Source organism: Rhodococcus sp. YH1 (assembly GCF_009939605.1).
Taxonomy (GTDB): domain Bacteria; phylum Actinomycetota; class Actinomycetes; order Mycobacteriales; family Mycobacteriaceae; genus Rhodococcus; species Rhodococcus aetherivorans.
Window position 1 is genome coordinate 1 of the sequence record NZ_WVTE01000281.1, and the last position, 26390, is coordinate 26390.

The 26390-nt window shown below is 66.3% G+C and carries 27 protein-coding genes; 18 read left to right on the top strand and 9 right to left on the bottom strand.

Annotated elements, in window-relative coordinates:
• The 4 genes from AIIKEEIJ_RS29315 to AIIKEEIJ_RS29330 form a co-directional block, all read right to left on the bottom strand.
• The coding region (locus tag AIIKEEIJ_RS29315) for an Rv1355c family protein (protein WP_338021035.1) at window positions 1-2020 on the bottom strand (2020 nt) is incomplete at its 3' end.
• A gap of 32 nt (window positions 2021-2052) precedes the next feature.
• On the bottom strand, window positions 2053-2397 hold the full coding sequence (locus AIIKEEIJ_RS33385) for a hypothetical protein (protein ID WP_232334094.1): 345 nt from the start codon (window positions 2395-2397) through the stop codon (window positions 2053-2055).
• Window positions 2398-2910: 513 nt separating this feature from the next.
• A complete protein-coding gene (locus AIIKEEIJ_RS29325) occupies window positions 2911-3336 on the bottom strand; it encodes a hypothetical protein (RefSeq protein ID WP_029542164.1) in 426 nt (141 codons plus the stop codon).
• Window positions 3333-3794, bottom strand: coding sequence for a GyrI-like domain-containing protein (locus tag AIIKEEIJ_RS29330; RefSeq protein ID WP_029542162.1), 462 nt, complete (start codon window positions 3792-3794; stop codon window positions 3333-3335). Before AIIKEEIJ_RS29330 ends, AIIKEEIJ_RS29325 begins: the two co-directional genes overlap by 4 nt.
• Before the next feature lie 246 nt (window positions 3795-4040).
• Here AIIKEEIJ_RS29330 and AIIKEEIJ_RS29335 point away from each other — a divergent pair, with 246 nt between their 5' ends.
• Genes AIIKEEIJ_RS29335 through AIIKEEIJ_RS29350 form a run of 4 tightly spaced genes read left to right on the top strand, consistent with a single transcriptional unit; the run spans window position 4041 to window position 7768 of the window.
• Window positions 4041-5297, top strand: coding sequence for a class I SAM-dependent methyltransferase (locus AIIKEEIJ_RS29335; protein WP_029542160.1), 1257 nt, complete (start codon window positions 4041-4043; stop codon window positions 5295-5297).
• On the top strand, window positions 5294-6088 hold the full coding sequence (locus AIIKEEIJ_RS29340) for a glucose-1-phosphate cytidylyltransferase (RefSeq protein WP_029542158.1): 795 nt from the start codon (window positions 5294-5296) through the stop codon (window positions 6086-6088). The genes AIIKEEIJ_RS29335 and AIIKEEIJ_RS29340 overlap by 4 nt, the downstream gene beginning before the upstream one ends.
• Window positions 6085-6738: a PIG-L deacetylase family protein gene (locus AIIKEEIJ_RS29345; RefSeq protein ID WP_029542156.1), complete on the top strand. Its 654-nt coding sequence runs from the start codon at window positions 6085-6087 to the stop codon at window positions 6736-6738. Before AIIKEEIJ_RS29340 ends, AIIKEEIJ_RS29345 begins: the two co-directional genes overlap by 4 nt.
• Window position 6739: 1 nt before the next feature.
• On the top strand, window positions 6740-7768 hold the full coding sequence (locus tag AIIKEEIJ_RS29350) for an NAD-dependent epimerase/dehydratase family protein (protein WP_050034808.1): 1029 nt from the start codon (window positions 6740-6742) through the stop codon (window positions 7766-7768).
• Here AIIKEEIJ_RS29350 and rfbC read toward each other — a convergent pair.
• The gene (gene rfbC / locus AIIKEEIJ_RS29355; RefSeq protein ID WP_043800389.1) at window positions 7752-8306 is read right to left on the bottom strand and encodes a dTDP-4-dehydrorhamnose 3,5-epimerase; all 555 of its coding nucleotides are present in this window, start codon (window positions 8304-8306) and stop codon (window positions 7752-7754) included. The genes AIIKEEIJ_RS29350 and rfbC overlap by 17 nt on opposite strands.
• A 14-nt stretch (window positions 8307-8320) precedes the next feature.
• Between rfbC and AIIKEEIJ_RS29360 the strand changes: the two genes are divergently transcribed.
• The 3 genes from AIIKEEIJ_RS29360 (at window position 8321) to AIIKEEIJ_RS29370 (ending at window position 11964) form a co-directional block, all read left to right on the top strand.
• Window positions 8321-9391 carry a class I SAM-dependent methyltransferase gene (locus tag AIIKEEIJ_RS29360; RefSeq protein ID WP_050034807.1) on the top strand — a complete coding sequence of 357 codons (1071 nt, stop codon included), beginning with the start codon at window positions 8321-8323 and terminating at the stop codon, window positions 9389-9391.
• A 44-nt stretch (window positions 9392-9435) separates the two neighbouring features.
• Complete coding sequence (locus AIIKEEIJ_RS29365; RefSeq protein WP_158507557.1) at window positions 9436-10380, top strand: TIGR03621 family F420-dependent LLM class oxidoreductase; 945 nt, start codon at window positions 9436-9438, stop codon at window positions 10378-10380.
• A gap of 96 nt (window positions 10381-10476) precedes the next feature.
• Entirely contained in the window at window positions 10477-11964 is a 1488-nt protein-coding gene (locus tag AIIKEEIJ_RS29370; RefSeq protein ID WP_083662413.1) for a lipopolysaccharide biosynthesis protein, read from the top strand.
• On the opposite strand, the gene AIIKEEIJ_RS34170 is transcribed toward AIIKEEIJ_RS29370, so the two are convergent.
• Window positions 11961-13097, bottom strand: coding sequence for a glycosyltransferase (locus AIIKEEIJ_RS34170; protein WP_050034804.1), 1137 nt, complete (start codon window positions 13095-13097; stop codon window positions 11961-11963). The genes AIIKEEIJ_RS29370 and AIIKEEIJ_RS34170 overlap by 4 nt on opposite strands.
• A 296-nt stretch (window positions 13098-13393) precedes the next feature.
• Between AIIKEEIJ_RS34170 and AIIKEEIJ_RS29380 the strand changes: the two genes are divergently transcribed.
• Together AIIKEEIJ_RS29380 and AIIKEEIJ_RS29385 are read left to right on the top strand one after the other, a co-directional pair.
• Window positions 13394-13897 carry a YdcF family protein gene (locus AIIKEEIJ_RS29380; RefSeq protein ID WP_050034803.1) on the top strand — a complete coding sequence of 168 codons (504 nt, stop codon included), beginning with the start codon at window positions 13394-13396 and terminating at the stop codon, window positions 13895-13897.
• 10 nt (window positions 13898-13907) lie between these two features.
• A complete protein-coding gene (locus tag AIIKEEIJ_RS29385) occupies window positions 13908-14519 on the top strand; it encodes a serine O-acetyltransferase (protein WP_050034802.1) in 612 nt (203 codons plus the stop codon).
• Here AIIKEEIJ_RS29385 and AIIKEEIJ_RS29390 read toward each other — a convergent pair.
• The 3 genes from AIIKEEIJ_RS29390 to AIIKEEIJ_RS29400 are packed head-to-tail and all read right to left on the bottom strand — an operon-like array spanning window position 14482 to window position 17947.
• Complete coding sequence (locus tag AIIKEEIJ_RS29390) at window positions 14482-15807, bottom strand: oligosaccharide flippase family protein (RefSeq protein ID WP_161997165.1); 1326 nt, start codon at window positions 15805-15807, stop codon at window positions 14482-14484. The genes AIIKEEIJ_RS29385 and AIIKEEIJ_RS29390 overlap by 38 nt on opposite strands.
• Window positions 15807-16703 carry a glycosyltransferase family 2 protein gene (locus AIIKEEIJ_RS29395; RefSeq protein WP_232334095.1) on the bottom strand — a complete coding sequence of 299 codons (897 nt, stop codon included), beginning with the start codon at window positions 16701-16703 and terminating at the stop codon, window positions 15807-15809. The genes AIIKEEIJ_RS29390 and AIIKEEIJ_RS29395 overlap by 1 nt, the downstream gene beginning before the upstream one ends.
• 8 nt (window positions 16704-16711) lie before the next feature.
• A complete protein-coding gene (locus AIIKEEIJ_RS29400; RefSeq protein ID WP_230304433.1) occupies window positions 16712-17947 on the bottom strand; it encodes a hypothetical protein in 1236 nt (411 codons plus the stop codon).
• 106 nt (window positions 17948-18053) lie between these two features.
• On the opposite strand from AIIKEEIJ_RS29400, the gene AIIKEEIJ_RS29405 reads away from it, so the two are divergent.
• The 9 genes from AIIKEEIJ_RS29405 to AIIKEEIJ_RS33395 form a co-directional block, all read left to right on the top strand.
• The gene (locus tag AIIKEEIJ_RS29405) at window positions 18054-18602 is read left to right on the top strand and encodes a colanic acid biosynthesis acetyltransferase (protein WP_050036301.1); all 549 of its coding nucleotides are present in this window, start codon (window positions 18054-18056) and stop codon (window positions 18600-18602) included.
• A gap of 4 nt (window positions 18603-18606) precedes the next feature.
• The gene (locus AIIKEEIJ_RS29410; RefSeq protein WP_050034798.1) at window positions 18607-19728 is read left to right on the top strand and encodes a glycosyltransferase; all 1122 of its coding nucleotides are present in this window, start codon (window positions 18607-18609) and stop codon (window positions 19726-19728) included.
• A gap of 89 nt (window positions 19729-19817) precedes the next feature.
• Window positions 19818-20390, top strand: coding sequence for a GDSL-type esterase/lipase family protein (locus AIIKEEIJ_RS29415; protein WP_161997166.1), 573 nt, complete (start codon window positions 19818-19820; stop codon window positions 20388-20390).
• Window positions 20391-20644: 254 nt separating this feature from the next.
• Window positions 20645-21373 carry an SGNH/GDSL hydrolase family protein gene (locus AIIKEEIJ_RS29420; RefSeq protein WP_050034796.1) on the top strand — a complete coding sequence of 243 codons (729 nt, stop codon included), beginning with the start codon at window positions 20645-20647 and terminating at the stop codon, window positions 21371-21373.
• Window positions 21370-22683 (top strand): Wzz/FepE/Etk N-terminal domain-containing protein, encoded by a 1314-nt coding sequence (locus AIIKEEIJ_RS29425; RefSeq protein ID WP_065922867.1) that lies wholly within the window; start codon window positions 21370-21372, stop codon window positions 22681-22683. The genes AIIKEEIJ_RS29420 and AIIKEEIJ_RS29425 overlap by 4 nt, the downstream gene beginning before the upstream one ends.
• Window positions 22680-23957: a hypothetical protein gene (locus AIIKEEIJ_RS29430; RefSeq protein ID WP_161997167.1), complete on the top strand. Its 1278-nt coding sequence runs from the start codon at window positions 22680-22682 to the stop codon at window positions 23955-23957. The genes AIIKEEIJ_RS29425 and AIIKEEIJ_RS29430 overlap by 4 nt, the downstream gene beginning before the upstream one ends.
• 100 nt (window positions 23958-24057) lie before the next feature.
• Window positions 24058-24807, top strand: coding sequence for a hypothetical protein (locus AIIKEEIJ_RS29435; RefSeq protein WP_050034794.1), 750 nt, complete (start codon window positions 24058-24060; stop codon window positions 24805-24807).
• Entirely contained in the window at window positions 24804-26213 is a 1410-nt protein-coding gene (locus AIIKEEIJ_RS29440; protein ID WP_082120206.1) for an O-antigen ligase family protein, read from the top strand. Before AIIKEEIJ_RS29435 ends, AIIKEEIJ_RS29440 begins: the two co-directional genes overlap by 4 nt.
• Window positions 26203-26390 (top strand): hypothetical protein (locus AIIKEEIJ_RS33395; RefSeq protein WP_238406635.1); only part of this gene is annotated, 188 nt, incomplete at its 3' end. The genes AIIKEEIJ_RS29440 and AIIKEEIJ_RS33395, both read left to right, overlap by 11 nt.

Here is a 26390-nt window from a genome sequence, read left to right on the forward strand (position 1 = left end):
GGAGGGCGAAGCGTCGTCCGATCGGTCTGTCGAACACGTCGTCGAACGTCGACTGCAGCTTTCCGAGAGCGCCGAACCGGGCCTCCGAGAGCCGGGTGAGGTCGGTGTCGTCCTCGGCGTAGAGGAACACCGGTGACGCCGGCTGAACCGCCAGGCCCATGCCGTGGGCGCATATCCACACGCTCTCGGCCGCCATTCCCGCTCGGACGTAGTCGGCCGGCCGCGGTCCCGACGCGAAGACCGCTACGAGTGCCGAGCTGCTCCGCACCCGCGTTCCGGTCAGACGCCCCAGACCGTGCCCGAGGTCCCACTCCCCGAGTTGATCGAGCACATCGTTTCGCACCGTCAGGTCGAGCATCGTGCGCTCCGCGTCGTCCATCCCGAGTGCTCCGACGTCGATGCCACTGTCGATGGCCTCGGAGTGCGGCCACCGCAGTTCCGCGAGCATCTCCCGGCGCAGGACGGGTGTCAGGTAGCGGATCCTGTCCGATTCCGCGAGCAGCTCCGCGGTCTCGGCCAGGCGATCGACGTCCGTGACGACCCGGATCCGGCCGCCCTCCCGCGCGGCCGCCTCGTACAGGGCAGCCGTCTCGGCATCGGACAGTGGCGTTCCGTCACCGGGTTGCCGATTGGTGCCGCGCGAGAGCATGGCCTCGTACTGGGCGGCCAGCACCGGGTCGGTGTCGTCGGAGAACCGCATCGTCGCGATCACCTCGCGCGGCGGCTCGCCGCGGTCCCGCGCGAGCACTCGGACCGGGCCGAGTATCCGGTGGGCCGCCGCGGCGATGCGCGCGTTCTGCAGGGCTGCGCCGAGCGCCACGTAGCTGCCCCGACAGTGGATGTCGATCGCGGTCGGCACGAAATCGTCCGCGATGTCGATCTCCAGCATCCCGCCGCCGGCCGTGATGGACCAGGGTTGGCTGTTACCTCCCGAGGGGGCTCTGTTCGCGGCATGCAGTACCCGGTCGATCGGATCGTCCGATTCCGCGGGCAGGGGGGCTTCCGCGACGGCCCGGTTCCCCGGATCCGCAGGTGGGGTCAGGGCGTCGAGGCAGGCCTCGACGTCCACGCGGCCTCGCCCCGAGTTCAGCGGCTGGCCGAGGCCCAGCCGGCGCACGACCGCGGCGACCGTCGCGCCGCCGAGCATCACCTCGCTCCCCAGTTGAGGCCAGGTGACCAGCGTCCGCTCCACCTCCAGGAGGGAGGCGGCCATCCGGGTCGAGATCCGCTCCGGTCCCAGCAGGCGCAGAGCGTACGGAATCTTCTCCCGACCCGACAGGGCGGCGAGCCGCTGCGGGTCGATCTCTCCCAGCAATCCGTGAAACGGGGGTCCCGGCCGCAGATCGAAGCGCTCGACGTCGATCAGCCCCCGGTCACTCGTCTCCATCACCACCGGGATTGCTCGCCGGGCCGCTTCCGCGCGCAACACGACCTTGACGTCCAGGGAGTCGCACTCGTCCACGACGACGTCGAGTCCGTCCAGGAACTCGCTCATCGTTTCCGGTCCGACCCCGTCGGGCCACACCGACAGGGACAGGTACGGATCCAGCTCCGAGAGTCGTCGCGCGGCCACGACCGCCTTGTTCGTGCCCAGATCGACGAGGGAGGCCGGCACCCGGTTGAGATTCGACAGCTCGATCGGGTCGAAGTCGGCGAGCCGCAGTTCCCCGCCCACCCCGTCGAGCACCAGCGCCTGCGCAACCGAGAAGCCGACGCTCAATCCGACGATCCCCACCGTCACCCCGCGCAGCCGGTCCTGTTCGGCCGACGTCACCTTGTTCCGGTTGCGGTCCAGCCGTAGCCGCCGGAACGAGTGCGGGCCGAGCACGCGGACGACGGTCCGGCGCCAGGGGTAGTGGACCCACCGTGCCGGTTCGTCGAGCAATTCGCTCCCCGGCGGTGGGAGCACTTCGCGCAGTCCTCTCACCTGATCGGCGAGACGGTCGACGACCACGAGGCCGGGTTCGGAACGAACGCGCCGGAATTCCTCCATATCCTCCGGCCGGTCTTCCACAAACACGGAAGCCGTCCATCCCGCCTCGCCGTCGGACATCACGCCGGCTCCCCGTCGAAAGGATATCCACCCACTTCTCGTCGGAGTTCGTCGCCGAGCGGATCGGCGCACAGACGGTCCCACCACATGAGCCGGGTCCGATAGCGGGCGTCCGGGTACGGGGTGGCCGGCATGCTCTCGTCCACCACTCCCCCGCAGGTCTTCCACAGATCCAGAAGGTTGTCGGCGGCCGTGGCCATCATGTATCGGGATTGGAGCAGGTCCATGAACTTCGCGCCCATCCGGGCTATCGCAAGGGTGAGCTCCCGACGCTGGGGCACATCCTCGGACACCCATGCGGCCTTCGCCTCGATCAGACCGAACGGGATTCGGCTCTCGATCATGCTGCGGAGGTGATCGACGTGCTCGGGAGCACTCCACTCGGTCACGGCATGGGACTCGTCCGCACTGCGAAAAGGCCCCTGGGCTCGTACCCCACCCACGACGACCCCCCTTCGATCGAGCCCTGCGCAGAACATCGCCGTGTTCTCCCCGCTTCGCACCTTCTCGTACTCGAGTGCGCACTCGACGCCGAATCTGCGATAGGCACCCAATGCCCGGGCGAGATATTCGTTCCACAGATCCGGCGCCGCACTCGGTGCGGCAGCGACGAACGAATACCCGGAGGCAGGATCCCTGTAGGTCGAGACGCGCTCGCGCACCGAGTCCGATGCGACCCGCACTGCTCGATCCACTGTCGGCCTCCGACCTTGCGGGTGACCCCGATCGGAGTTACCCGGCGGACCACATCAGGCCCTCTCGCTCACCGCCGTCGTGATCGTCGACCTGGGACAGCACGGGGCATACATGTGGCTGTATAGGTCGAGTATGCAGTATTCGGGTGTTTCACACGGTCTTCAAGCCAAAGATATGTAAAGTTCCGTTACTCCCGACGGGCCGATGACAGCCACCTCCTCACGGTACGCCCGTTCGATCCGACCCTCCTTTTCGGCAATCTCGACCTGGTGCCACACGTCCTCGACGGGATCGGAGTGATCCCCGCCCGGAACGAAGCGGGCGAAGTATCCGGTGGGGATCCGCACCAGCGAGTCTCCGATCGTCAGGTCGGACAGGCCGTCGCAGCGATAGCCGACCACCGCGTTCCATCCGACCTCGGGGTGGCAGATGTAGACCACGACCACCTCGCCGATGCCGCGCGCGCGGATGCGATCCTCCGTAAAGGTCAGCAGTTCGGACCGCTGCCCGGTTGCCCCCGGCTCGAGTCCGGGCAGAACGAGTCCCCCCACATAGTGGTCGTGCAGCTTGGTGAGTTCGAAAGTCATTGCGCACCACCCTTTTCCGTGGTTCGGATCGCCACGTACATGTCGATGCGGTACGCGTGGGGATAGAACTCGAAGTCGCCGGTGAACGACCGGACGATCTCGCCCGCCTCCTCGGCCGCACGGATCTGGTTCCACAGGTCGATGAAGACGCCGGGAAACGTACCGGTCGAGGAGAACTTCGCGTAGGTCCCGGCGGGCAGGCAGGCCACGAGGTGGCCTTCGGTCACCTGATCCAACGACTCGCACTGATACCCGACCGTCTGGGTGTAGTAGGAGTCGATGTCGACCGCATGATCGGTGTAGGCGGAGGCCAGGGGCCCGCCGAGTTCCTGCTTCAGCACCGCCGACCAGGCCCGTTCGAGCGCCCGGTCGCGAACCTTGCCGAGGGCCCGGCGCGGGCTGCGCACGGGCAGGCCGGCGACGAGCGTCCGGTCACGCTGAACGATCTGAAACGACATCGGGCGACCTCCCCAGGATCTCACCGTACGCCTCGACACCCCGGCGTGCCCGACCCACGTGTGGGGTGTGAGTGATTCGAGTCTAGGGGTGTCTACCAATTGGCACCAAACAGCAGGCAAAACAATCTCGAAGATTGTTTCAGGGTTCCATTCATCCCCTCAGTATGATTATCTAATCGAGTCGGACCTGATGTTGCGAATATCTCGTCGGCACGGTTCCCACCGACTGCCCGAGGGGTGCCATCAATGAAGTGCCGCCTGTGCGAATCGGAACGGCTCCTCAGCGTGCTCGATCTCGGCGCCACACCGCCGTGCGAACGCTTCCTGGCCGCGGACGAGCTCGACCTGCCCGAGACCACCTATCCGCTGCACCTGCGGTTGTGCGAGGACTGCCTACTGCTGCAGATCCCGGCGCTGATCACACCCGAGGACACCTTCACCGAATACGCCTACTACTCGTCGTTCTCCGACTCCTGGGTCGACCACGCGCGGCAGTTCGTGGAAGCCGCCATCCGGGATCTACATCTCGGCGCGGGCTCGTCGATCGTGGAGGTCGCCAGCAACGACGGTTATCTGTTGCGGCACGCGGTCGCGGCCGGCATCCCGTGCCTGGGCATCGAACCGTCGGTGAATGTCGGTTCCGCGGCTCGTGCCATCGGGGTTCCCACCGTCACCGCTTTCCTCGACGAAAGCCTCGCCGAGGACATCCGCGGGGAGTACGGGCCCGCGGACCTGGTCGTGGCGAACAACGTCTACGCCCACATCCCGGACCTGCTCGGGTTCACCCGATCGTTGCGCACCCTCGTCGCCGACGACGGCTGGATCTCCATCGAGGTGCACCACGCACTGAACCTCGTGCGCGAAGCGCAGTTCGACACCGTCTACCACGAGCACTTCCAGTACTACACGGTGCTGTCCGCGATGCGGGCGCTCGCCACCGGCGGCCTGTCGGTCGTCGACGTGGAACTTCTCGGCACCCACGGCGGATCGATCCGGCTCTGGGCCCGGCCGGACGAGGTCGCGGATCCCCCCGGGTCACGGGTGGAAGCCGTGCTCGAGGAGGAACGCCGGGCGGGTCTGCACACGAGGGCGGGTTACCGCGAACTCGAGGCCCGCGCCCGTTCCGTCCGCCAAACCCTCCTGCGCTTCCTCCTCGACTGCCACGACCAGGGCCTGTCCGTCGTCGGTTACGGCGCGCCGGGCAAGGGCAACACCCTGCTCAACTACTGCGGCATCCGCCCCGACCTCATGGCGTACACCGTCGACCGGAATCCGTACAAGCACGGGCGTTACACGCCCGGCGCCCGGATCCCGATCCTGCCGCCGGAGCAGATCGACAAGGACCGGCCCGACGTGGTCGTCGCCCTGCCGTGGAACCTGGCGGCCGAACTGACGACGCAGCTGCAGTACATCGCCGCCTGGGGCGGCCGGCTCGTCTTCCCGCTGCCCACTCTGCACACCACCATCGGCCCCGCCGACTTCGTCAGGAGGATCACGGTATGAAAGTCGTTCTGTTCTGTGGCGGCTACGGCATGCGGATGCGCAGCGACCGCACCGACGAAATCCCCAAGCCCATGCAGATGGTGGGACCGCGGCCGCTGCTGTGGCACATCATGAAGTACTACGCGCACTTCGGCCACACCGAGTTCATCCTGTGTCTGGGCTACGGGGGCACCAAGATCAAAGAGTTCTTCCTCGACTACCACGAGGAGGCATCCAACGACTTCGTCATGCACCGCAACCGGGTCGAACTGCTCCATACGGATATCAGCGACTGGTCGATCACCTTCGTCGACACCGGCCTCGAATCCTCGATCGGCGAGCGGCTTCGACGCGTGCGGAACTATCTCGGAGGCGACCAGCACTTCCTGGCCAACTACGCGGACGTGCTCACCGACGCGCCACTCGATCGGATGATCGAGCGGTACCACGAGTCCGGCGCGACCGCCGCACTGCTGGTCGTACCCCCACAGTCCTCGTTCCACTGTGTGGATCTGGCCGAGAACGGCGAAATCAAGGAAATCGTGCCGGTCAGCCACTTCCCCATCTGGGAGAACGGCGGCTACTTCGTGCTGAATCGGGAGATCTTCGAGCTGTTGCCGCCAGGGGGTGACCTTGTCACCGACGTGTGCGGCACCCTTGCGGGCCGCGGCCGCCTGTTCGGATATCGGCACGACGGATTCTGGAAGCCGGCGGATACGTTCAAGGAACGTGCGGAGCTCGACGACAACTACGCGCGAGGGATCCGGCCGTGGATGCTGTGGGAACCGACTGCCGTGGCGGTGCAATCATGATCGAGCTCTGTGCCGGCGACGTCCGAGAGATCGCAGTGCTCGGTGCGCACTGCGACGACATCGCCATCGGTGTCGGCGGCACATTGCTGACGCTGTCGGCTCGGGTCTCGTCCCCGCTGCGCGTGCATGCGTTCGTACTTTCCGGTGAGGACTCGCGGCGCGAGATCGAAGAGCGGCACGCTCTGGCGGCGCTGTGTCCCGGTGCCGAGGTCGAGGTGAGGGTCCTCGACGTTCCCGACGGCCACGCCCCTGGATACTGGGAGCCCATCAAGAACGCACTCGAATCGTTCCGGCACACCTGCGAACCCGACGTGGTGTTCGCGCCGCATCGCGACGACGCGCATCAGGATCATCGAATACTGGCCGAACTGGTGCCCACCGTCTTCCGTGACCACCTGGTCCTGGGGTACGAGATCCTCAAATGGGAAACGGATACGCCACGACCGACGATCTACCATCCGCTGACCCGCAGGATCGCCGAGGAGAAGGCACGGATCCTGCTCAAGCACTACCCGTCCCAGACCGACCACGACTGGTTCGACGAACAGGCATTCCTGGGTCTTTCCCGTCTCCGCGGCGTGCAATGCCGACGGCCGCACGCCGAGGCCTTCGTCGTGGAGAAGGCCACCGTCCACTTCGGAAAGGTATGACATGCGTGTCCTCGTCACCGGTCATCAGGGATACCTCGGGTCGATCATGGTGCCGGTCCTTCGCTCGTACGGTCACGAGGTGATCGGCCTGGATTCCGGTCTCTTCGCCGACTGCATTCTCGGGCCCGCTCCGCAGGATCCTCCCGCGATCCGGCTCGATCTACGGGACATCACCGCATCGCACCTGACGGGATTCGACGCCGTGATCCACCTCGCGGCCCTGTCCAACGATCCCCTCGGCGCGCTCGAACCGAGAATCACCTACGAGATCAATCACCAGGCCTCCGTGCGGCTCGCTCGATGCGCCAAGGCGGCTGGTGTGCGTCGCTTCCTCTACGCATCCACCTGCTCTGTCTACGGCGCCGCCGGGGAAGAGGCCGTCGACGAGAGTGCACCGCTGCGCCCGCTCACGCCGTACGCGGAGAGCAAGGTGCGCGTCGAGGACGACGTAGCTGCGATCGCCGACCCCGGCTTCTCGCCGGTGTTTCTCCGCAACGCCACCGCATTCGGGTTCTCCCCCCGACTGCGAGCGGACATTGTCCTGAACAACCTGGTGGGGTATGCCGTTCTCACCGGCGAGGTGCGTGTGCTGTCGGACGGAACCCCTTGGCGACCGTTGGTGCACGCTCGGGACATCGCGGAAGCGTTCGCGCGCTGCCTCGTGGCGCCGGTGGACGCCATCCACTGCCACGCATTCAATATCGGCACCGAAGCCAACAACCTGACGGTGGCCGACATCGCCGGTGCCGTGGTGGACGTTGTCCCTGGCTCCGAACTCGTGATCACCGGGGAGAGCGGCCCCGACCCTCGCTCGTACCGGGTCGACTTCTCTGCTGCTCGGGATCGGCTCGGCTACGAGGCGAAATGGACAGTTCCCGAAGGCGCCGCGGAACTGTACGAGAAGTACACCGCCTTCAGCTTGAAAATGGAGGACTTCCACGAGCGGTTCACCCGGCTCTCACACCTGAAGGAGCTACGGGAAACAGGAATCCTGGACGAATCGATGCGGTTTGTCAATGCAATCGCGTGAGCAACTCCCGCCAGCTTCCGGCCTTCGCGTCCCTCGCGGACACGGCCGTTACCGGCAGCGGCCAGTCGATCCCGAGATCCGCGTCGTCGTAGGCGACGCCGATGTCCTCCGCCGGGTCGTGCGGCCGATCGATCCGGTAGCAGACGTCCGCCGTCGCGGTCAGTGCCTGGAACCCGTGCAGGAATCCCGGCGGAACGTAGAGGTGGCGAAATTCTTCGTCGTCGAGCCGGAAAGCCTGGCTTCGTCCGAACGTCGGCGAGTCGGGCCGGATGTCGATCAGGACGTCGTGCACCGCGCCGTTCGCACAGCGCACGAGTTTGGCTTCGCTACGGCCGGACCTACCGTGCATTCCCCGGACGACGCCGCGGACCGACCGGGATTGGGAGTCCTGCACGAACGCCGCGGCAGTTCCCGGCCTGCCGAGGTGGTCATCGAACGTCTCCGCGTCGAACGTGCGCGTGAACAGCCCCCGTTCGTCGCGGAAGGGCTGCGGAATCAGCACGATCACGTCGGCCAACTCGGCTTCCTCGATGCGCACGAGGAAATGTTCCCATGAGTGTGTGCCGAGCGTGCGGAATGCCCGATCTGGATCGAGTACTCGATCTCGGAAAGGTGCCGGCCGCCGATCACTTTCCCCCGGCCGACGACGTCATCGGCGACGACGAGGTCTCGCATCCCCTTGCCATGGATCTGTGTGCGACGTGCGGCCTCGCGCAACTCGCCGAGGACGACACGATCATCGAGGAGCCACGCGGCGTCGAACCGCAGGCCCTGAGAGAACAGGCCGTGTGTGCGGTACGGTGCGTCGCTCGATCCGAGCGGTTACGGGGCTCGACCGTACGGGAGTTCGGCAGTCCCCACGGAGGGACGTGGCTTCCGCTGCTCGTCGAGCGTGGCTTCACCGTGGCCGACGGTACCTGCGACGTCGTGCTCGACTGTTTCGGCCTGATGCACGAACCGGACCAGTTGAAGGCCATGGTCGAGCGAGCCGCTGCCACAGCCCCGGACGGTGTGCTGCTCGTCCAGTTCCATTCCCTGGCCACCATCGTCTGCCGGGGCCAGTGGAACGCGCTTCGTCATGGCCACTTCGCGTACTACTCGATGACGGCGCTGAACCGCCTCCTCGAGGACGTCGGCATGGGTCCGGTGGCGGCCTGGACGTTCGACCTCTACGGCGGCACGGTCCTCGTCGCGGCCATGCACGGGCAGGTCGAACCGGACGAATCGGTGCGGAGGGTCTTCGCCGACGAAACCGGTATGACCGATCCAGGCACCGTAGGTTCACTGCAACGTGCTGCCGACGACCATGTGCGCTCACTGCGCACCTGGCTCGAGGACGAATACCGGTCCGGCAAACGCGTGTACGCATATGGCGCGGCGTCCCGTGCGGTGGCGTTGTTCAGCCTCGCGGCCGTCGACCGGAGGCTGGTGGCCGCGGTAGCCGACGCCTCACCGGCTAAACAAGGGCGCCGAATGCCCGGCACCGACGTGCCGATCATCTCGCCGGAGGAACTCGTTGCAGCGGAGCCGGACCGGGTGCTGCTGACACTTCCGGATCTGCTACCGGAAGTCGATCGGAGGTACCCCGCACTAGCCGGACGATGGAAGGTCGACGGTTCATGAGCTCGATCGGACATGCCCCTCCCGCGATGCGCATGATCGCGCCCATGCCTCGGCTCCGGGCCGACGGCGCCGGATGGATCGCCGACGTGCGCCGGCTCGAATCCCTGGGGTTCGACACGGTAGCCGTCTCCCAGCACGTCAGCCACGGCTGGCAACTTGCTCCACTGGTCGCCATGGCATACGCCGCGGCCGGCACCACCCGGTTACGGGTCCTGTCCCTCGTGTTGCCGAACGATCTTCACCACCCGGCGTTGCTCGCCAAGGACATCTCGACGATCGACGTGCTCTCAGGCGGACGAGTCGAAGTCGGGATCGGCGCCGGCTGGCAGCCGGACGACTACGCGGCCCTCGGCCTCCGATTCGACACCACCGGCCGGCGGATCGCGAGGCTGGACGAAGCATTGACGGTGTTGCGACGCTACTTCACGGCCGAGTTCGTCGATTTCGAGGGAGAACACTATCGAATCGGCCACATGGAAGCCCTTCCACGGTGCGTACAGCAACCGAATCCGCCGATTCTCGTCGGCGCCGGAGGGTCCCGGATGCTCGACCTCGCCGGACGTGCCGCCGACATCGTCGGGATACACCCGAGCATGCGCGCCAACACGATCGACGAAGCGGCGATCGCCGACCTCACGCCCGATCGCATCGAGGCCAAGATCCGGAGAGTCCGGGCCGCCGCCGACGCCGCGGGGCGGCCCTGTCCCGTCCTCCAGTTCAACTGCTACTACGTCCGCGTGACGGACGCGCCGCACGGTTCCGTGCCACGTTCGTCGTGGTCGGGGCACATCGAGGCGGCCGGCGACACGTTGAAGGGCTCGCCGGCGATACTTGTCGGCACGGCGTCGGAATGCGCGGCGCAACTGCTCGAGTGGCGAGACCGATACGGAATCACATACTGGCACTTGGGTCAGGACGTCGACAGCGCTGCTCGGATCATCGAAGAACTGGCTGTACAGTCCGTTTCGGTCCGGACGGCTGCGCCGTGAGTACATCGGCTGCACCCGATACTCCGCTACGCCGGGGCCTTCGGCGATTCGCCACGCACCGAGGGCTCCCGCTGCGATCCCGGGCACGGACCCCCCATGGCTGACAGCAGTCTGTCCACGGGAATCCGCTGGAGCGGCATTTCCGTGATCGGTAGGGAGGTGTCCCGAGCCGGGTTCACGATCGTGCTTGCCCGGTTGATCGGTCCCGAGGCATTCGGCATCGTCGCGCAGGCATTGGTCTATATCGGCATCGTCGCACTCCTGCTGGACCAGGGCTTTTCCAGCGCACTGATCCAGCGCGAACGCATCGAACCCGACATGCCCGGTGCGGTCGTTACGGTCAATCTGGCCGTCGGGGGGGCGCTCACCGCCCTGACCTGTGCCGTCGCCTCGACATGGGCCTCCTTCATGCACTCCCCCGAGCTCACCCTCGTGCTCGTGGCGCTTTCGCCCAGCTTGCTCATCCGAGCCGCCTCGATCACTCCGCGGGCGCTGCTCCAGCGCGACATGCGGTTCCGCGAGATCGGCCTCGCCGACATCACGGCCGCAATGGTCGGCGGGTTGGCCGGGTTGGGTGTCGCGCTGGCAGGGGGCAGTTATTGGGGACTGGTGGCACAGATTGTCACCACCGACTCGGTGCTGCTGCTGATGCTGCTGGCAGCGGGAGCCGGACGGTCGCCGAATCTGCGTCTGAGGCACCTGCGCGACATCGCCGCCTTTTCGTGGCGGGCGTTCACCGCCGGACTGCTGATCAACTCGGTGTCCCGGAATATCGACAACCTGTTGGTAGGACGGTTTCAGGGCCCTCAAGCTCTGGCCTTCTACGGCTTGGCGTATCGGCTGCTGCTCTTGCCGGTTCAGCTGGCATGCACCACCGTCGGCGCGGTGTTGTTTCCCGCGTTCGCCCGACTGGCGCACGACCTCGATGCGCTTCGTAGGGAACTGGCGCGTGCAACGCGCGCCAATGCCGTCCTCGCGCTGCCCGTCATGGCCACGGCCGCCGTAGCAGCGCCCCAATTCATGGCCCTGCTGTTCGGCTCCCAATGGGAACCTGCAATCCCCATCATTCAGGTACTCGCCATGGCAGGCGCCATACAGGCGATCTACCAGCCGTCGACAGCTCCCCTGATGCTCGGGCTCGGGCACGCAGGGCTCAACCTGCGCTATGCGTGGCTCACCACCGTCGTGTCCACCACAGGCATCGTCGCCGGTCTGCCGTTCGGTCCGTTCGGCGTGGCAGTCGGCTACAGTCTTGCGACCGGACTGCTCGTCCCCGTCGAGTGGCTCATCCGGCGGCGACTCCTCGGCGTAACTCTGCGCAGCCAGGTCGCCTTGTTGCTGCCGGGTCTCCACGTGGCGATCTGGGCGGCGGCGACCTACCTTCTGGTTGCCGTCCTCGTGCCGGATCGCACTGTGGTCGTGCTCGTACTCGGAATGCCGGGAGCGGCCGTTGCGGGTGCAACCGTTCTGCGACTCGCACATCCAACACTCTTCGCCGAACTTCGGCACATGGCCGACCGGGTACTCGGCCGCGGGGGCGGTCCGCCCGTTTCCTCCGAGGGTCGCACCGACGTTGCGCGCTAATCGACAGCGGCCTCGACCACGGGCTGCATCCGACGCTCCCACGAAACCGCGTCGATGAACTGCTGTCGCCGGCCTTCCGGTGCGCTCCCCATGTCGAGGACCCGCTTCACGCCACTCGCCCATTCCTCGCGCCGGCAGATACACACCCGCTCGTCGTCGACTCCGTGAATGGGGGGCAGATCAACCGACAGCACGGGGAGCCCGGCAGCGAGATACTCGTAGAGTTTGAGGGGCGACATCGCGCGGATACAGGCCTGATCGCGGTGCGGAATCAATCCGACGTCGCAGGCTTGCACCAATGCGGCGAGTTCATGCTGCCCGACTGGGTCGAACACATGCACGCGGTCGAGCGAACGCAGCCACTCGACGGTCCGCGCATCTCCTGGATAGCCGATCATGACCAGCGAACCCACCATATTCGCCGTGGTCTCGACCAGATCCGCTTCGAGACGGTCGTCGATCGTGCCGGTGTAGACGGCGCGAGGTCGCGGCAGCGCCGCGATCCGATCGGGTTCAGGATGCCGCGGACGCCACACGTCGGCGATCACCCCGTTGGGCACGACTGTGGTGCGCGGCGAAATACGCTCTGCGAGTTCCTCGGACACCGCGAATATCGCGGCTCCGCGTTCCTCGATGCGCCGGTAGGCTTCGCGGTAGAGATCCCACCATCGAACCACCCCCTCCCCTGTCGCCCAATCGTCCTGGCCGAAATACACGACCTTGCTGATCCACGGAGAATCACAGAATGCCGCCACGAAGGGGTTGTAGGTGACCAGGGCCGCCGACCTCGGACGCGGTTTCCGTTCGCCGCGAGTCCGAGCCAGCGCGCGCCCGAGCACTGCGCCGTAGCGGCGATAGGACCGTTCCACCCTGCCGAGATCGGTGGGATCGCCCGTCCGCAATCGGTGAGGCCGGACGCGGACCGCTTTTCGCCCGGCGACTGTGATGTCCTCGACGAGCCGGACAGGCCGACGGCGCGCCGCGGATACGACGTAGGAACGCCACGGATCGGCCACGATCAGTCCGCCGACCCGATCGTCGTGGGCAAGGGCAAGCAGCGTCTGGTCGGGCGGTCGGCAGAATTCACGACCGACTGCATCGTCGAACATCTCGTACGAGAACCCGAACACCACGTCAGGCCGGGGAGACGCCGAAGGGCTTCGCTCCATACCTCCAGATCCTAGGTCGATCGGTGCAGGGAAGGTCGCCGATCGGGATCCGCGATATCGAGGTCCTCGCGTGCCGGTCAGGCCCGACCGTAAGGCAGGATTCCGTCCGTATCGATTTCGACGCCGACCGCACGATCCGACAGAGCTGCGTCCCATACACTGGCCGGTAGTCACGGCACCCTCGGCTCGAAACGGAGAACGCGTGGGTGAGGCTTCGAAACAACTGGCCTTCCATCCGTGTGGTGGTGGCGTCGATATGCATGCTGGTGATCGCAGCACTGGTTACCGGGTTGCCGGTCTACGTCCGGCCACAGACTGATTCGCTGCGCCCTGCCGACGCGATCTTCGTCCTCGGCGGTGAGGACTGGCGCCGCCACTCGCTCGGCATCGAGCTCGGCATGGCAGGCTGGGCGCCGAAGGTGGTTCTCTCCCATCCCGACGGGCCGGGTGACAACTGGGCCTCGGAGAACTGCGGGAAGGCGTATCCCGGATTCGAAGTGGACTGTTTCCTCCCCGATCCATCGACGACCCGGGGCGAAGCGCGAGAAGTGCGCCGCCGGGCCGAGCAGTACGGTTGGAACCGGGTGATCGTCGTGACGTACACACCGCACATCTCCCGAGCTCGATTCGTCCTGCAGCGGTGCTTCGACGGCGAATTGATCATGGTGGCAAGCCCAGCGGAGCTCTCGCTGTGGGGATGGGCGTCCGAGTACCTATACCAGACCGCGGGCTATCTGAAGGCCGAACTGGAGCCGGGATGTTGAAAGGCGGACGATGCGAGGCAATCGTGCAGTACTGCTCCAGGGCGCACGCATCTGGGCGTTTCCGCTGTGGTGGATCTCCGCCCACTGGGACTCGACGGATGCGATCACGGAGGACGTCGACTGGTGGAGCGAGTGCATCGGGGACGCGGATCTGGCGTCCCTCGACAGGTACTCGAGATTCGCCTATCTGGCCGGGGCGCTCACCGAGTTTCGTACGCTCGTGCACTACCGTCTCCGTTCCGCCCCGCCGGTCCTACGGATGCTGCTTCGCGCGCTGTACCGACCCGCCGCCACGCTGACTCTCGAAGCGGACCGAATCGGTCCCGGTCTCTTCATTCAGCACGGCGTCGGCACGATCGTCACGGCCGAATCCATCGGGCGTCATTGCTGGATCAACCAGCAGGTCACCATCGGTCACGACGCGCGGGGAAGGCCGACCCTCGGTGACGGGGTCCGCGTCGGCGCCGGCGCGATCGTGATCGGTCCGATCACCCTGCACGACGGGTCGACCGTCGGCGCGAACGCGACGGTGATCCGTGATGTGCCTGCAGGGACGACCGTAGTCGCCCCGTTGGCCACCGAACTCAGGGGCCCGCGAGTGACCGGCGACGAACCAGGCTAGGTACCCACAGCAGATCCGGGAGAACTTGCGCCAGGCAAATGCCCAGTACGGACGCGCACACCACGCCCACTGCTCTGAACGGTCCCGCCAACGCGAACCCTAGCCCGAGACTGAGTGCGGCCATGACGACCGTCCACAGCGCTTGCCACCGCGCCTCGCCGGGACCGACCAGCAGCACGTTCGCCGGGAGATGTGCGGTTTGTGCGACCATCAGCACACCGAATCCGAGCGCGAGCAATGCAGACACGTCGATCTGACCGCCCGAAAGCACGGACGCGGCCCATGGGCCGAGCAGCGCGATTCCGATGGCCCCGATCGCTGCGCACAGGACGAGTACAGCCGTGAGCCGCCACCACATCCGGATCGTCTCGTCAGGGGCGGACCGTCGTTGCACGAACACCGGCCAATAAGCCAATCCCACCGTCGAGAGAACCGACCAGACCACACCGTAGATCTGGGCCATCACGGCGTACTCGGACAGTTCAGTGGGTGTCGACAGATGCGCCAGGAGAACCCGTCCGGACTGGAGCCCGATGGGCAGCCCCACGCCGACGACGAACAGCCATCCGCTGCCCGCCAGCAGCCTGGCGCCGGTCGTCGGTGCGGACGTCCGTGCAAACGCCGACCATCCGAGCCCGCTCAGTCGCAAAGCCAAGACCGTACCGAGAATCTGTCCGCCGAGCAGACCACCGAGCGCCGATACTGCGTACCAGATCTCGTTCACCCCGGTCACGTACAGCACGAGGGTGATGACCAGCGCGACAGCCGGACAGCTCATCTGCACCAGCGTCGCCTCAGGGATCCGTCCGATCCCGATGAGGATCCGGAAACCGAGGCCGGCAGGAATCGTGAGCGCGAAGACACACGCGGCAAGAGTGATCGCCCACCGGTCCGCGGGACCACTGGACATGCCGACGAGCACGGTCCAGCCGTCGAATGCCATGACGACCAAGGCCCCGGACACGACTGCGGCGGCGACCACGAACAGGACGCGATAGGCACGTCGGATGACATCGGCCGCACTCGAATCCCCCTCATGCTGATGGAGCGTCGCACTGGCGCTCAGCACCGTCGCGCCGATCCCGAAGTCGACGAATGGCACGAGAAGAGTGATCGTTGCGATCAAGGACACCAGCCCGAAGACCGCCGCTCCCGTCTCGTGCGCGATGACGGCCGTGTTGGCGAGTCCCAGGACAGCAACCACCGGAGTACCGAGAATGCGGTACAGCGTGCCCCGGAACAATGCTCGACGCTCCTCCGGCGTGAGCTGATCGTGCTCCGCTGCCATCAACGGACCGATGCATGTGCTGTGCGCACAAGTATCCGCGCGGCGCCGAGAACTGCGTAGACGACCGCGAACGGACCCGGCCTGCCATGACGTATCGCCGACCACATCGAGCGCCGCACACCTGCCAGCGACCGCGCGGACACCGCCGCGCTCACCGGGCTCGTGCAGAGGTAATCACCACGAACGCGCGGCGATTCCTCACCGAGATACTGCAGTCCCCAGGCAATGTACTCATCGGCTCGGTCCGACGAGCTGTGGGACAGGGACGAATTCCCCACGTGGTAGGTACTCAACACGTCCGGATGGTGGACGAGGCAGACATCAGGGACGGCACGTCGGATCCGGAGCAGCCAGCTCGCCTCCTCGTGCGGCGCGTCCGCGTCGGTATCCCATGGGACGGTGCCCACGAGGTCCACGGGGAAGCACAGTGTCGAGGTCTGCAAAGTCGCGCCACCGACCGTGAATCCGGTGAACCGGAACAGATACTCTGCGACGGATTGCCCCGATCCGATAAGTCGCCGCGGCCAGACTCGCCGCCGGGTCCCCGGCCCGACGACCGCCATACGCGACGATGCGATCCAGGGCTTTCCGAAGGCCGCCTCATGCTCGACGGCCGCCAACTGTCGTTCGAGCTTGACCCGGCGCCACTCGTCGTCGTCGTCGAGCAGAGCGATCACGCTCCCGTGCGCGGCATCGATTCCCAGTTGCCGACATCTGGCGGGTCCGACCCGACCTTCGCTGCGCAGCACCACGATGCGGTCGTCCGACGGCAGGGACATGGCCAGATCGGTGTCCGCAACCACGATGACCTCGGCGACCGGATACGTCTGCTCGAGAGCGGATTGCACAGCGCCGTACAGGGAAGGCCGACCGAGCGTGGGGATCACGACGCTCACACTCGGTCTCATGACGAGTCCCGTACAGCAACCATCGGCCGGCGGACGCGTACCGCGCAGAAGAAGAGCGTGATGCAGGCAAACTCCGGGATCATGTTGTACGTCCATGGCGCGTAGAGCAGGTCCCAGATGCCTTGCAGTGCGAGGGTCACCACGAGCGGACTCCAGCGGCCGAAAGATGTGCTGTTCCAGACCACGCCGACGCAGGCGACGAGGAGCCACAGCGGCAGAAGCACCGCCAGAATGCCGCCCTCGACCCAGGAACCCAGCAGGATCGAATGGGTTGCGGAGTAATCACTCGGCGGCAGCCGCCAGTAGAGTTCGAACGGGAAAGTGGGATCGAATCCCATCCGGATCGCCAGGTGCTGGGCCCGGGCATACACGTCCGGAGTCAGGTTGAAGGCACTTCCCCAACCGAGGAACGGACGCTCGAGGATCGCTGTGATGTTCAGCGGGGGCTCGGTGCGGCCGGCCAGCAGCAACGGCAGATTCGTGGCATCCTGCTCCAGCGTCTTCTGCTGCAGCGCGGCCCCGAACAGTCCTGCCCGCGCAGCGATCGGCATCACCTGCGCGAAGACCAACCCGAACACCGCGACCCCCAGGAACTGCCAGCCTCGTCCGATCCGGGAGCCCAGCATGTGCCGGGTGAAGACGATGGCGCCGGCGAGGAGACACACGAGGGCATGCGAGCGGAAGTTCAGTCCCAGGCTCGCCAGCCCAAGCGCCACGAGCACCGCCGACTGCAACAGCGGCTGAATCCGCGCCGTCGTCATTCCGAAGAGGACGAGAATCGTCACCGCGTGAGCGATTCCGTACTTCCAAAGGTCAGGAATGCTCCCGGTTCGCGTCAGTTCGATTCCCTGGGTCAGGAAGAAGGCCATAGTGCCGGTGGCGATTCCGGCGAGGACTGTGGCGGTCGCGTCCACCGCACGGACTGTGAGCACGGTCAGGCCCACGAGGTAGAGCAGGAATGCAGGAAATGCGATTGCGTTGGGCCATAGCACGGTGACCCCGTTCACCGCGCACGACGCGACAAAGGAGAGTGATCCCGCCACCGCGAGTACGGCCGGCAACAGGTCGATCCCCCGGTGCATCATGAGCAGGAATCCGGGTGCCAGCAGCAGACAGACCACCGACAACCCGGTGACGGTGAAATTCGCCAATTGAACACCCGATGTGGCGCCGATAGCGAACAGGGCCACTCGGGCCAGCACCTGACGGTGTGCACGCTGGCGTTCGGCCACGGTAGGGACGGATGCACACCCGAGATCTGTCACGAAATGCCCCTCGGTCGGAGCCGAACACGGCGTATCCTCTCGAAGTGTAGTGCGTTGTCCTGCGGAGGTGCGCGTGTCCGCTGCACAGTCCAAGCGGTCGCTGCAATCCCTGCGTGGCCGCCCCTACGACAAGGGTCGCGGCTTCGCCGCCCAAGCCCTGTGGGTTGCGGTCTCGACGCTGATCTTCACCCAGGTATGGTGTCCGGCGCGCCTGCGGTGCACGATCCTGCGGTGCTTCGGGGCCCGCATCGGCACCGGGGTGCTGATCAAGCACCGGGTCAAAGTTCAATGGCCGTGGAAGCTGGTGGTCGGGAACGATTCGTGGATCGGAACAGATGCCGATCTCTACAACATCGACGAAATCGTGATCGGTTCGGATGTCTGCGTTTCGCAGTACACCTACCTCTGCACGGGGAGTCACGACAGGCGGTCGAAGACCTTCGAGTTCGACAACGGCCCGATCGTCATCGAGGACGGCGTCTGGCTCTGCGCCGGTTCCACCGTCTTGCGGGGCGTGACCATCGGCGCGAATTCGGTCGTGGGAGCGAGAGCACTGGTGACCGCCGACGTTCCTCCCGATTCACTCGTCCGGGCTCCGCGATCGATCGTCACACCGGGTTGACTCCGTGCGCATCCTGCAAGTGGTCACGATGCTCGACCCCGACGGCGCGTACGGGGGACCCGCCCGGGTCGCGCTCAATCAGAGTATGGAGTTGATCCGCCGGGGCCACGAGGTGACGCTCGGCGCCGGCGCCCGGGGGTTCCCGGTCGTACCGACCCGCTTGAACGACGTACCGGTCAAGCTGTTCACCGTCCGAACCGTAGTTCCCAGGACGGGGTTCGCCGGTGTCGGTGCGCCCGGATTGCAGCGATGGTTCCACCGCAACCGAACTCGGTTCGACATCGTCCACATCCATTTCGGCCGCGACCTCGTCGTGCTCCCGCTTGCGGTGAGCGCGCGGCACCACGGGATCCTGTACGTGCTCCAGCCCCACGGCATGGTCACTCCGTCCGATCATCCGCTCGCCGGCCCACTCGACGCACTGTGGACGAGGAAGGTGCTGCGCGACGCCGGAGCCGTGTTCCACCTCACCGCGCTGGAGAAGGACCAGCTCGCCACCGTCGCACGGACGTCATTGCCTTTCGTGCAGCTCGGCAACGGCGTGCCGTGCTACCCACCCGGCCGGCCGAGCGCGGAACCTCCCGAGGTGCTCTTCGTCGCACGCATGCACCCGCGCAAACGCCCGACGGCTTTCGTGGAAATGGCCGAAGTTCTGCTCTCCGCCGGGATGGACGCCCGGTTCACCCTGGTGGGACCGGACGAGGGCGAGGGCCCGGCGCTGCGCGCCATGCTCGCAGCCGAAGCAGACCCGCGGATTTCCTGGGAGGGAGCGCTCGACCCGGACGACGTGCCCCGGCGAATGGCGGCAGCGACCGTGTACGTGCTCCCCTCAGTGCGTGAGCCCTACCCGATGTCGGTGCTCGAGGCCATGTCCGTGGGTGTTCCCGTCGTGGTGACCCGCGACTGTGGGCTCGCCCCGACGATCGAACGAACAGGCAGCGGAATCGTCACGGAGCCGGCAGTGCCCGCTCTGGTCACCGCGGTCGAGTCGCTGCTTGCCGACCGGTCTCTCGCGCGTGCCATGGGGGAACGAGGACGCCGTGCTGTGCGCACCGACCTGGGGATGCATGCGGTCGGTGACCGACTGCTCGATACCTACACGGACGTGGCCGGGAGTGAACGATGAAGCGACTCACCATTGCTCCACGGACGCTCGTGGCCGTCCTCGCGGCCAACGTCTTGGTCAGCGCCCTCGTAGCCACTTCGGTCTTCGCGATGACACGTACCAGCGAGGCAGATGCGTCCCCACTCGCCATCGCGGTGGTGGGCGACGAATGGTCGGCCGGATTCCGCAACCGAACGGTGTGGCCGACGCTTATGGCCGAACGAACGGGATGGTCCGTCGCCAATTTCGCACTGCCCGACTCCGGCTTCGTCGCCGATGGTCAGGGCGGCCACGCGTTCACCTATCAGGTCGACCGCGCGGATGCTGTCGATCCACGGGTCGTCCTGATCGTCGGGGGGCTCGGCGACACCGGACTGCCGGACACGAAGGCGATCGTGGTGGGCGCGACCGATGCGATCAACAAGATCATCGTCGGTGGCCGGCGCCCCCTCTTGGTCGGGCCCACGTGGTTCGAGACGCCGGTTCCGGCATCCGTCGTCCGGGTGTCCGACGTTCTCCGCAGCACCGCAGACGAGATGGGGGTGCCGTACCTGGATGCACTCGATCCCCCGTTGCTGACGAGGGATCAGATGTGGCCGGACCTGAGCGGGCCGACGGACGCCGGACAATCGGCGCTCGCCGACATGATCGCGGCGTGGGTCCGCACGCAGGTCATCCGATGAACCGCACCCGACTGTTGGGTACGGCCGCGATGATGCCGGCCGTGGCGATCGCGGGCGGCGCGGTGTTCGTGTTCTATCGCCGACGGCGTGCTCGACGAGATCATCCTTCACCGCCGGCAGCCCCCCGCCGCCGGGCCCTCGAGATTCGAAGTACGGATTCGGAATCTCGCCGCGCAGATTTCCGGTACTCGCCGGGCCGGAGCCAGGGAGGGAAGGGCGCCACATCTCGACGCGCTCGGTGGGATCTGGCCGCAATGGTGTCGGCCCTGGCAATCGCGATCGGCCTGGTGTTCGTCTCCGGACCGATGTACACCGCAGATGCACCATCCACACGCCCGTCCCCGGAGATCAATCGCCTGAACGTTGCCGGCGACAGCCGGCCTTCCGCACTGTTCATCGGCGATTCGTACACCGGCGGGACCGGTCTTGCGGAAATGTCCTACGCCTGCACGACGGCAGTCCGGATGGGGTGGCTGTGCAACCTCGCGGCCGTGCCGGGAACGGGCTACATCAGCGGCGGGCCGGCCAACAGGTTCGTGGTCGACGAGTACATCGGTCGGTCGACGTCGTTCGCCGAACGCATCCCGCGCCTGGCCACCGTCTATGCACCCGACGTCGTGGTGCTCGACGGCGGACGAAACGATCTCTTTCCACCCACCGAGGACGTCTTCCGGGCAATGGTCGCGACCGTCGAAGACGTACGGCGCACCTGGCCCGCGGCCACGGTCGTCTTCGTCAGGCCCCGCCTCCTCGCCGACCCATCCGATGATCTGGGATTCGACGACGAATTCATGGCGCGCCTGGCGGCAGAACCCGCCGCCGAGGGTGTCCTGTTCGTCGATCCCATCGCGCCGTTGAGCGGGACGGACACCTCCGCGCTGCTGGCTGCGGATCGAAAGCACCCCAATCCCCTCGGTGTGCAAGCCATCGGTGCGGCGCTGACCGATTCGCTCGAAGCTCTCGGACCGGGCGTCCGATCATGAACGACACGGTTTCCGAGTACGGTCGCGTACTGCGTGAGCGGTGGCGCTGGATCGTATGGGGAGTTCTGCTGACGCTGGCTGCAACGACGCTGTTCCTGCTGCTGCGTCCGCCGCTGTACCGGTCCGAGGCCGCCGTGTTCGTCCGCACGCCCGGTGATGTCAGCCGCGTTCTCGACGGGGGCGACTCCTACGCGCAGGGCCGCGCCCGAACCTATGCCGCACTGGCGAACAGCCGCGACGTGGCAGCTCGGGTGATCGCCGATCTCGGTCTCGGCCTCACGCCCGAGGTGCTGTCCGCGCGAGTGGAGGCCGTCAATCCACCGGGCACGGCACTCATCGAGTTCGAGTTCCGTGCTCCTTCGGCCGAAGAGTCCGAACAGATGGCGACCGTCTTCCTCTCCGAACTCGCGGCCACAGTGCGCACTCTGGAGTCGGTTCCCGGATCGCTCGTCCCACGCGCCGAGTTGATCGTCGTCGATACCCCGGGGCCGACAGCTCGTGTCGTCGCCATGCGTGCCACGATCCCGGTCGTCTTGTCCGGCGCGGTGCTGATCGGGGCGCTCCTCGGCTCCGCGGGGGCCGTGCTGCGTTTCCTCTTCGATCACTCGATCCGCGACCCCCGCGATGCTGCACGGATTTCCGGGCGGCCGGTTCTCGGTTCGATCGGCGGGGAACCGACGGAGCAGTTCACGGTGGAGGAGCGCGGGATCCTGTACCGTCTGCTCGCGGCCGTCGACCGGTCGGAACGCGGCGCGTTCACGGTGACCGGCGCCGGTCCCGGATCCACGGTCTCCGCGGTGTCCGTCTTCCTCGCCACGGCGCTCGCCATGCGCAGCGATTCGGTGGTACTGGTCGATCTCGACTTCCGCTCCGCCGAACTGACGGAAGCGCTGTCGGATCGCCACGCGTCCGGGGTTGCCGACGTCCTGCGCGGAGAGACGACACCGGCTGAAGCGGCGAGAGAAGTCTCGCTGCGAACCACCCACAGCAGTTTCATCGGAGTAGGCACCGCAGCGGGGGCCATCGATGATCGGATGCTCACAGCCCCACTGCGGGAGATGGTCTACGCCCTCCGCACGTCGTACACATGGGTGGTACTCACGTGCCCCTCGCTGCCGGCAGCAGTAGAGATCGGGGCCGAGTCGGATGTGGTCGTGCTCGCGGTGGGAAAGAATGTGACGACAGAGGAGCAGCTACGTCAGGCCTCGGCGTTGCTGCCGAGGGACGCGGTCGTGGTCTTCGACATGGACACCCACTGGAGTCCCGGCCGAAGTTCTGAGCGCGACAGGAAGACCGAGGCGGCAGAGTGAGACTGGACGGGTTCCTTGCCGAGCTGAAGCTGTACCGGAAGACGTTTCTCGTCGTCACCGTTGTGGTGTTCGTCGCAGGTCTCGCCTGGCTTCTCCTGGCCCCGGACAGGTACGTGTCGACCACCAAGCTGATGGTGTCGATCGAGGGATCGACGACCGCCGCCGCATACCAGAACGACGAGGTGGTCGCAGGACGGGTCAACTCCTATGTCGTCCTGCTGACCAGCGACGTCGTGACCCAGCTCGTTGTGGATGAACTCGGCCTGCCGGAGACGGCCCGAGAAGTGTCCGGCAAGGTGAGCGCAACGGTCGTGCCGCCGAGAACGTCGATCATCGACATCACGGTGACGGACCGATATCCGGATCGTGCTCGGCTCATCGCCGACGCGCTCGCGCGCGAGTTCGTCGGGTATGTCGAAGCACTGGAAACACCGACCGGCGACGACGGTCAGAAGGTGAACACGCGGATCGCCTCTTCCGCGTCCGAGCCGCAGCAGGCGTGGGTCGAGCGGGCAGGTCCTGCTGCCGCCATCGTGCTCGCCGCACCATTGCTGGGCGCCGTCGCGGTGTGGATCCGATCCCGAACCGACCCCATAGTGCGAACCGCCGACCGCGCCGTCACCGTGTCGGGAGTTCCGGTGCTCGGACGCGTGGACGGGGTGGATTCCGCAACCGACAGTGATATGGACGGGTATCGCCGGCTGCGGCTGCGGCTGCGCCCCGACCCTCGTGCCGAGCCTGGTGATCGGGCACAGGTCTGGGTCGTGACGTCGGCTGCAGGAGAGGCCGACACAGCGACGCTGGCGTCGAACCTGGGGCGTGTCACGGCATCGAGCGGCGATCGGACGCTCGTCGTCCATACCGACGAGCGAGGGAGCCGGGCGGAAGCCGGGACACGGGGACCGGCCTGGACCGAACCGGCGCAACGCGACGGCGCACCCGGCCTGACCGATTCCACGCCCGGACTCACCGGCTACCCCTCCGACCCGACGACCATCGCGACCGACGCGACCGATCCGACTGTCACGATCGACCGTCTGCGACCGGACTACGCGCAGGTCATCGTGGCCGCGCCCGCCGTCCTGTCGACGTGTACGGCCTCGATTGCGGGCGAACAGGCCGACGGCATCCTCCTCGCGGCCGTATTGGACGTGACGCGACGGCGGGATTTGAGTCGCGCCGTCGAGTCCCTTCGCTCTGTCGGCGCGCCTGTGACCGGCGTGGTGCTGTCGGATGGGGCAGAAAGGTCACAATCGACGGGTTTCAGTCGGTAGGGTTGAACTGCTCGGGTCGGCGAGTCTGCGGGTCGTCGAGCACGGTTCGTCCTCGGCAGGTAGCTCACGTCGGTTCATCCGATGATGAGGGGGCATTGACATGGATCTGTTCGATGTCGTGCGGTCGTGCTTCCGCCGCTGGTATGTCGTACTTCCACTTCTGGCGATCACCGCGTGGTACAGCTACGGCGTCTACAGCTCCGTGAAACCGGTCTACTACGCAAGCGCGGTCATCGGCTTGGCTCCGCCGAGTGTCCGGCAGGACACGCCCTCGACTGGCGGCGAGATCCGGCGGAACGGTCTGCTGGATGTCGGTGGAGCGTCACTGCTGGCGAATCTGACCGCACTCGGGCTGAGGGAACCGTCCGTGGTGGACCGGGTCGTGGCGGCCGGTGGCCTGTCCGATTACGGCGCGAAGGCATTCCCGACCCCATCTCCCAACCCGCAGCTGCCGCTGGTGTTCGTCGAGGAGACGGCGTCGGATCCTGCCGACGTGACGAAGACCTTGGAGCTTGTTGCCGCACAGGCCGAAGTGACGCTGCGGACCCTGCAGCAGCAAGCTCGGGTACCCGAGGATCAGATGGTCACGTCCTTCGTCGTGACACCGCCCGGCGTCCCGACGGCTGCGATGCCCACCCGCACACGCTCGACCGTCGCGATCCTTGCCACCGGGGTCGGACTATCGATCCTGTTCACCGTGTTGGTCGACGTTTCGCTGACGCGGCTGAAATCACGCAGGCAGACAGCCCAACCTCCGTCGCCGGCAGGTCCGCGCCCCGGCAGATCCTCGTACAACCCCGACGGCGAAGGCGGACGTATGCCGGCCGACGGTGCCGTGGATGCCCGATGAAGACTACGGTCTTCGTTGCGCGCCGACGGCCGGGCGATCACTTCGACGGTGCGGTCCGCGGTGCCGAACAGCGAGAACGCACCCCGTGGTTTCTCGCCTTCCTGTGTCTCCTGATCCCCTGCCTACCGGCCTTCGCCACCCTGCCCGGCCCGCTCAAGAGCAACGGTTCACCTGCGCGGATGGCCGCGGTCATGCTGTTCGGCCTCGTCGTCCTCGGATTCCTGACGGTCCGACGCACCACAACTCACCCCACGGTGAACCCTGGGGTGGTCGTCATGCTTCTGTTCTTCCTGCTGCTGACCCTGGTCTACGGAATCGGGTTGCTCCGTACGGGCGATGCCCTGGTAGAAGCCAACAAGACCCGGGCGATCATCACCCTGGTCGCAAATGTGGGGGTGGCCCTCTATGTTCTCGTGAGAATCGAGAGCACACGGCAGCGGACCATCATCCTCGGCTGCCTCACCGTAGGTCTGGCATTCGCGTGTTCGGTCGGACTACTCCAGAGTCTGACCTCGATCGATCTGCGATTCCTGTTCATGCCCCCGGGCTTCGTCGTGAACCTCGATCCCGAGTACCTGCAGTTCACCGAGCGGAGAGGCGCCGTGCGTGTTGTCGGTACCTCCGAGCACGCGATCGAATTCTCCGTTCTGGCTGCAGTGACCGTGCCGATGACCATCCACTTTGCGCGTTACGCCACGCGCCGGAGCGCCCGCTGGGCTGCGGTCGCCACGTGCGGTGTGGCGTTGGTGTCCATGCCCGCCGCCATCTCTCGCACCGGCGTGCTCACTCTGCTCGCGTGCCTGCTCGTCTACATGTTCGCGTTCCAGGTTCGGCAGCTGGTCCCGGCCGCCGTCGCCGGGGCGGCCGCGATCATGGGCTATGCCGTCGCCTTCCCGGAGACACTGGATGCGCTGTGGCGGACGATCACGGGTTCGGAGCAGGATGACAGTATCCTGACGCGGACAGCCGACTATGCCGCAGTGTCGCAGACCTTTCGCGAGAATCCTGTCTTCGGGGTCGGCCTCGGTGGAGCTCCTCCCAGCGCGTATCAATTGCTGGACAACGAGTGGCTACGGACGATCGTGCAGGGCGGTGTTGTAGGACTCGCCGCGATGATTCTGCTGACGGGAGGAGCAATCTTCGGCATCTCGGCGGGATTGCGCCGCGCCACCTCACCCCGGGAACGCGATCAGGCCTACATGATGGGATCAGTGCTGGTGGGCATCCTGGTCTCCAGCACTACCTTCGACCTGTTCTTCTACCAGCAGGCAACCTTCGTCTTCTTCATCGTGTTCGGCCTGCTGTGGTCCACCTTCAGCGTTTCGGTGCCGGAAATCGACTCACCCGACCGATACGACGCAGAACGCGACATTTCCTCGCCACAGGCTGACGACCGTGCTCGATAAGCGCCCGACAGCACGTTCCCTCGTCGCCCCGCTGCTCGTGGCGGTGATGGTGCTTACCGGATCATGCACGCAAGGCTCCCCCGACACGGCCGAACGTCCCGGCTCGCCGGCAGGAAGCCTGTGGTCCGACGAAACCGTCCCGGCCGTCTCCGGCGATCCCGCCGCGCGGCCGATCGA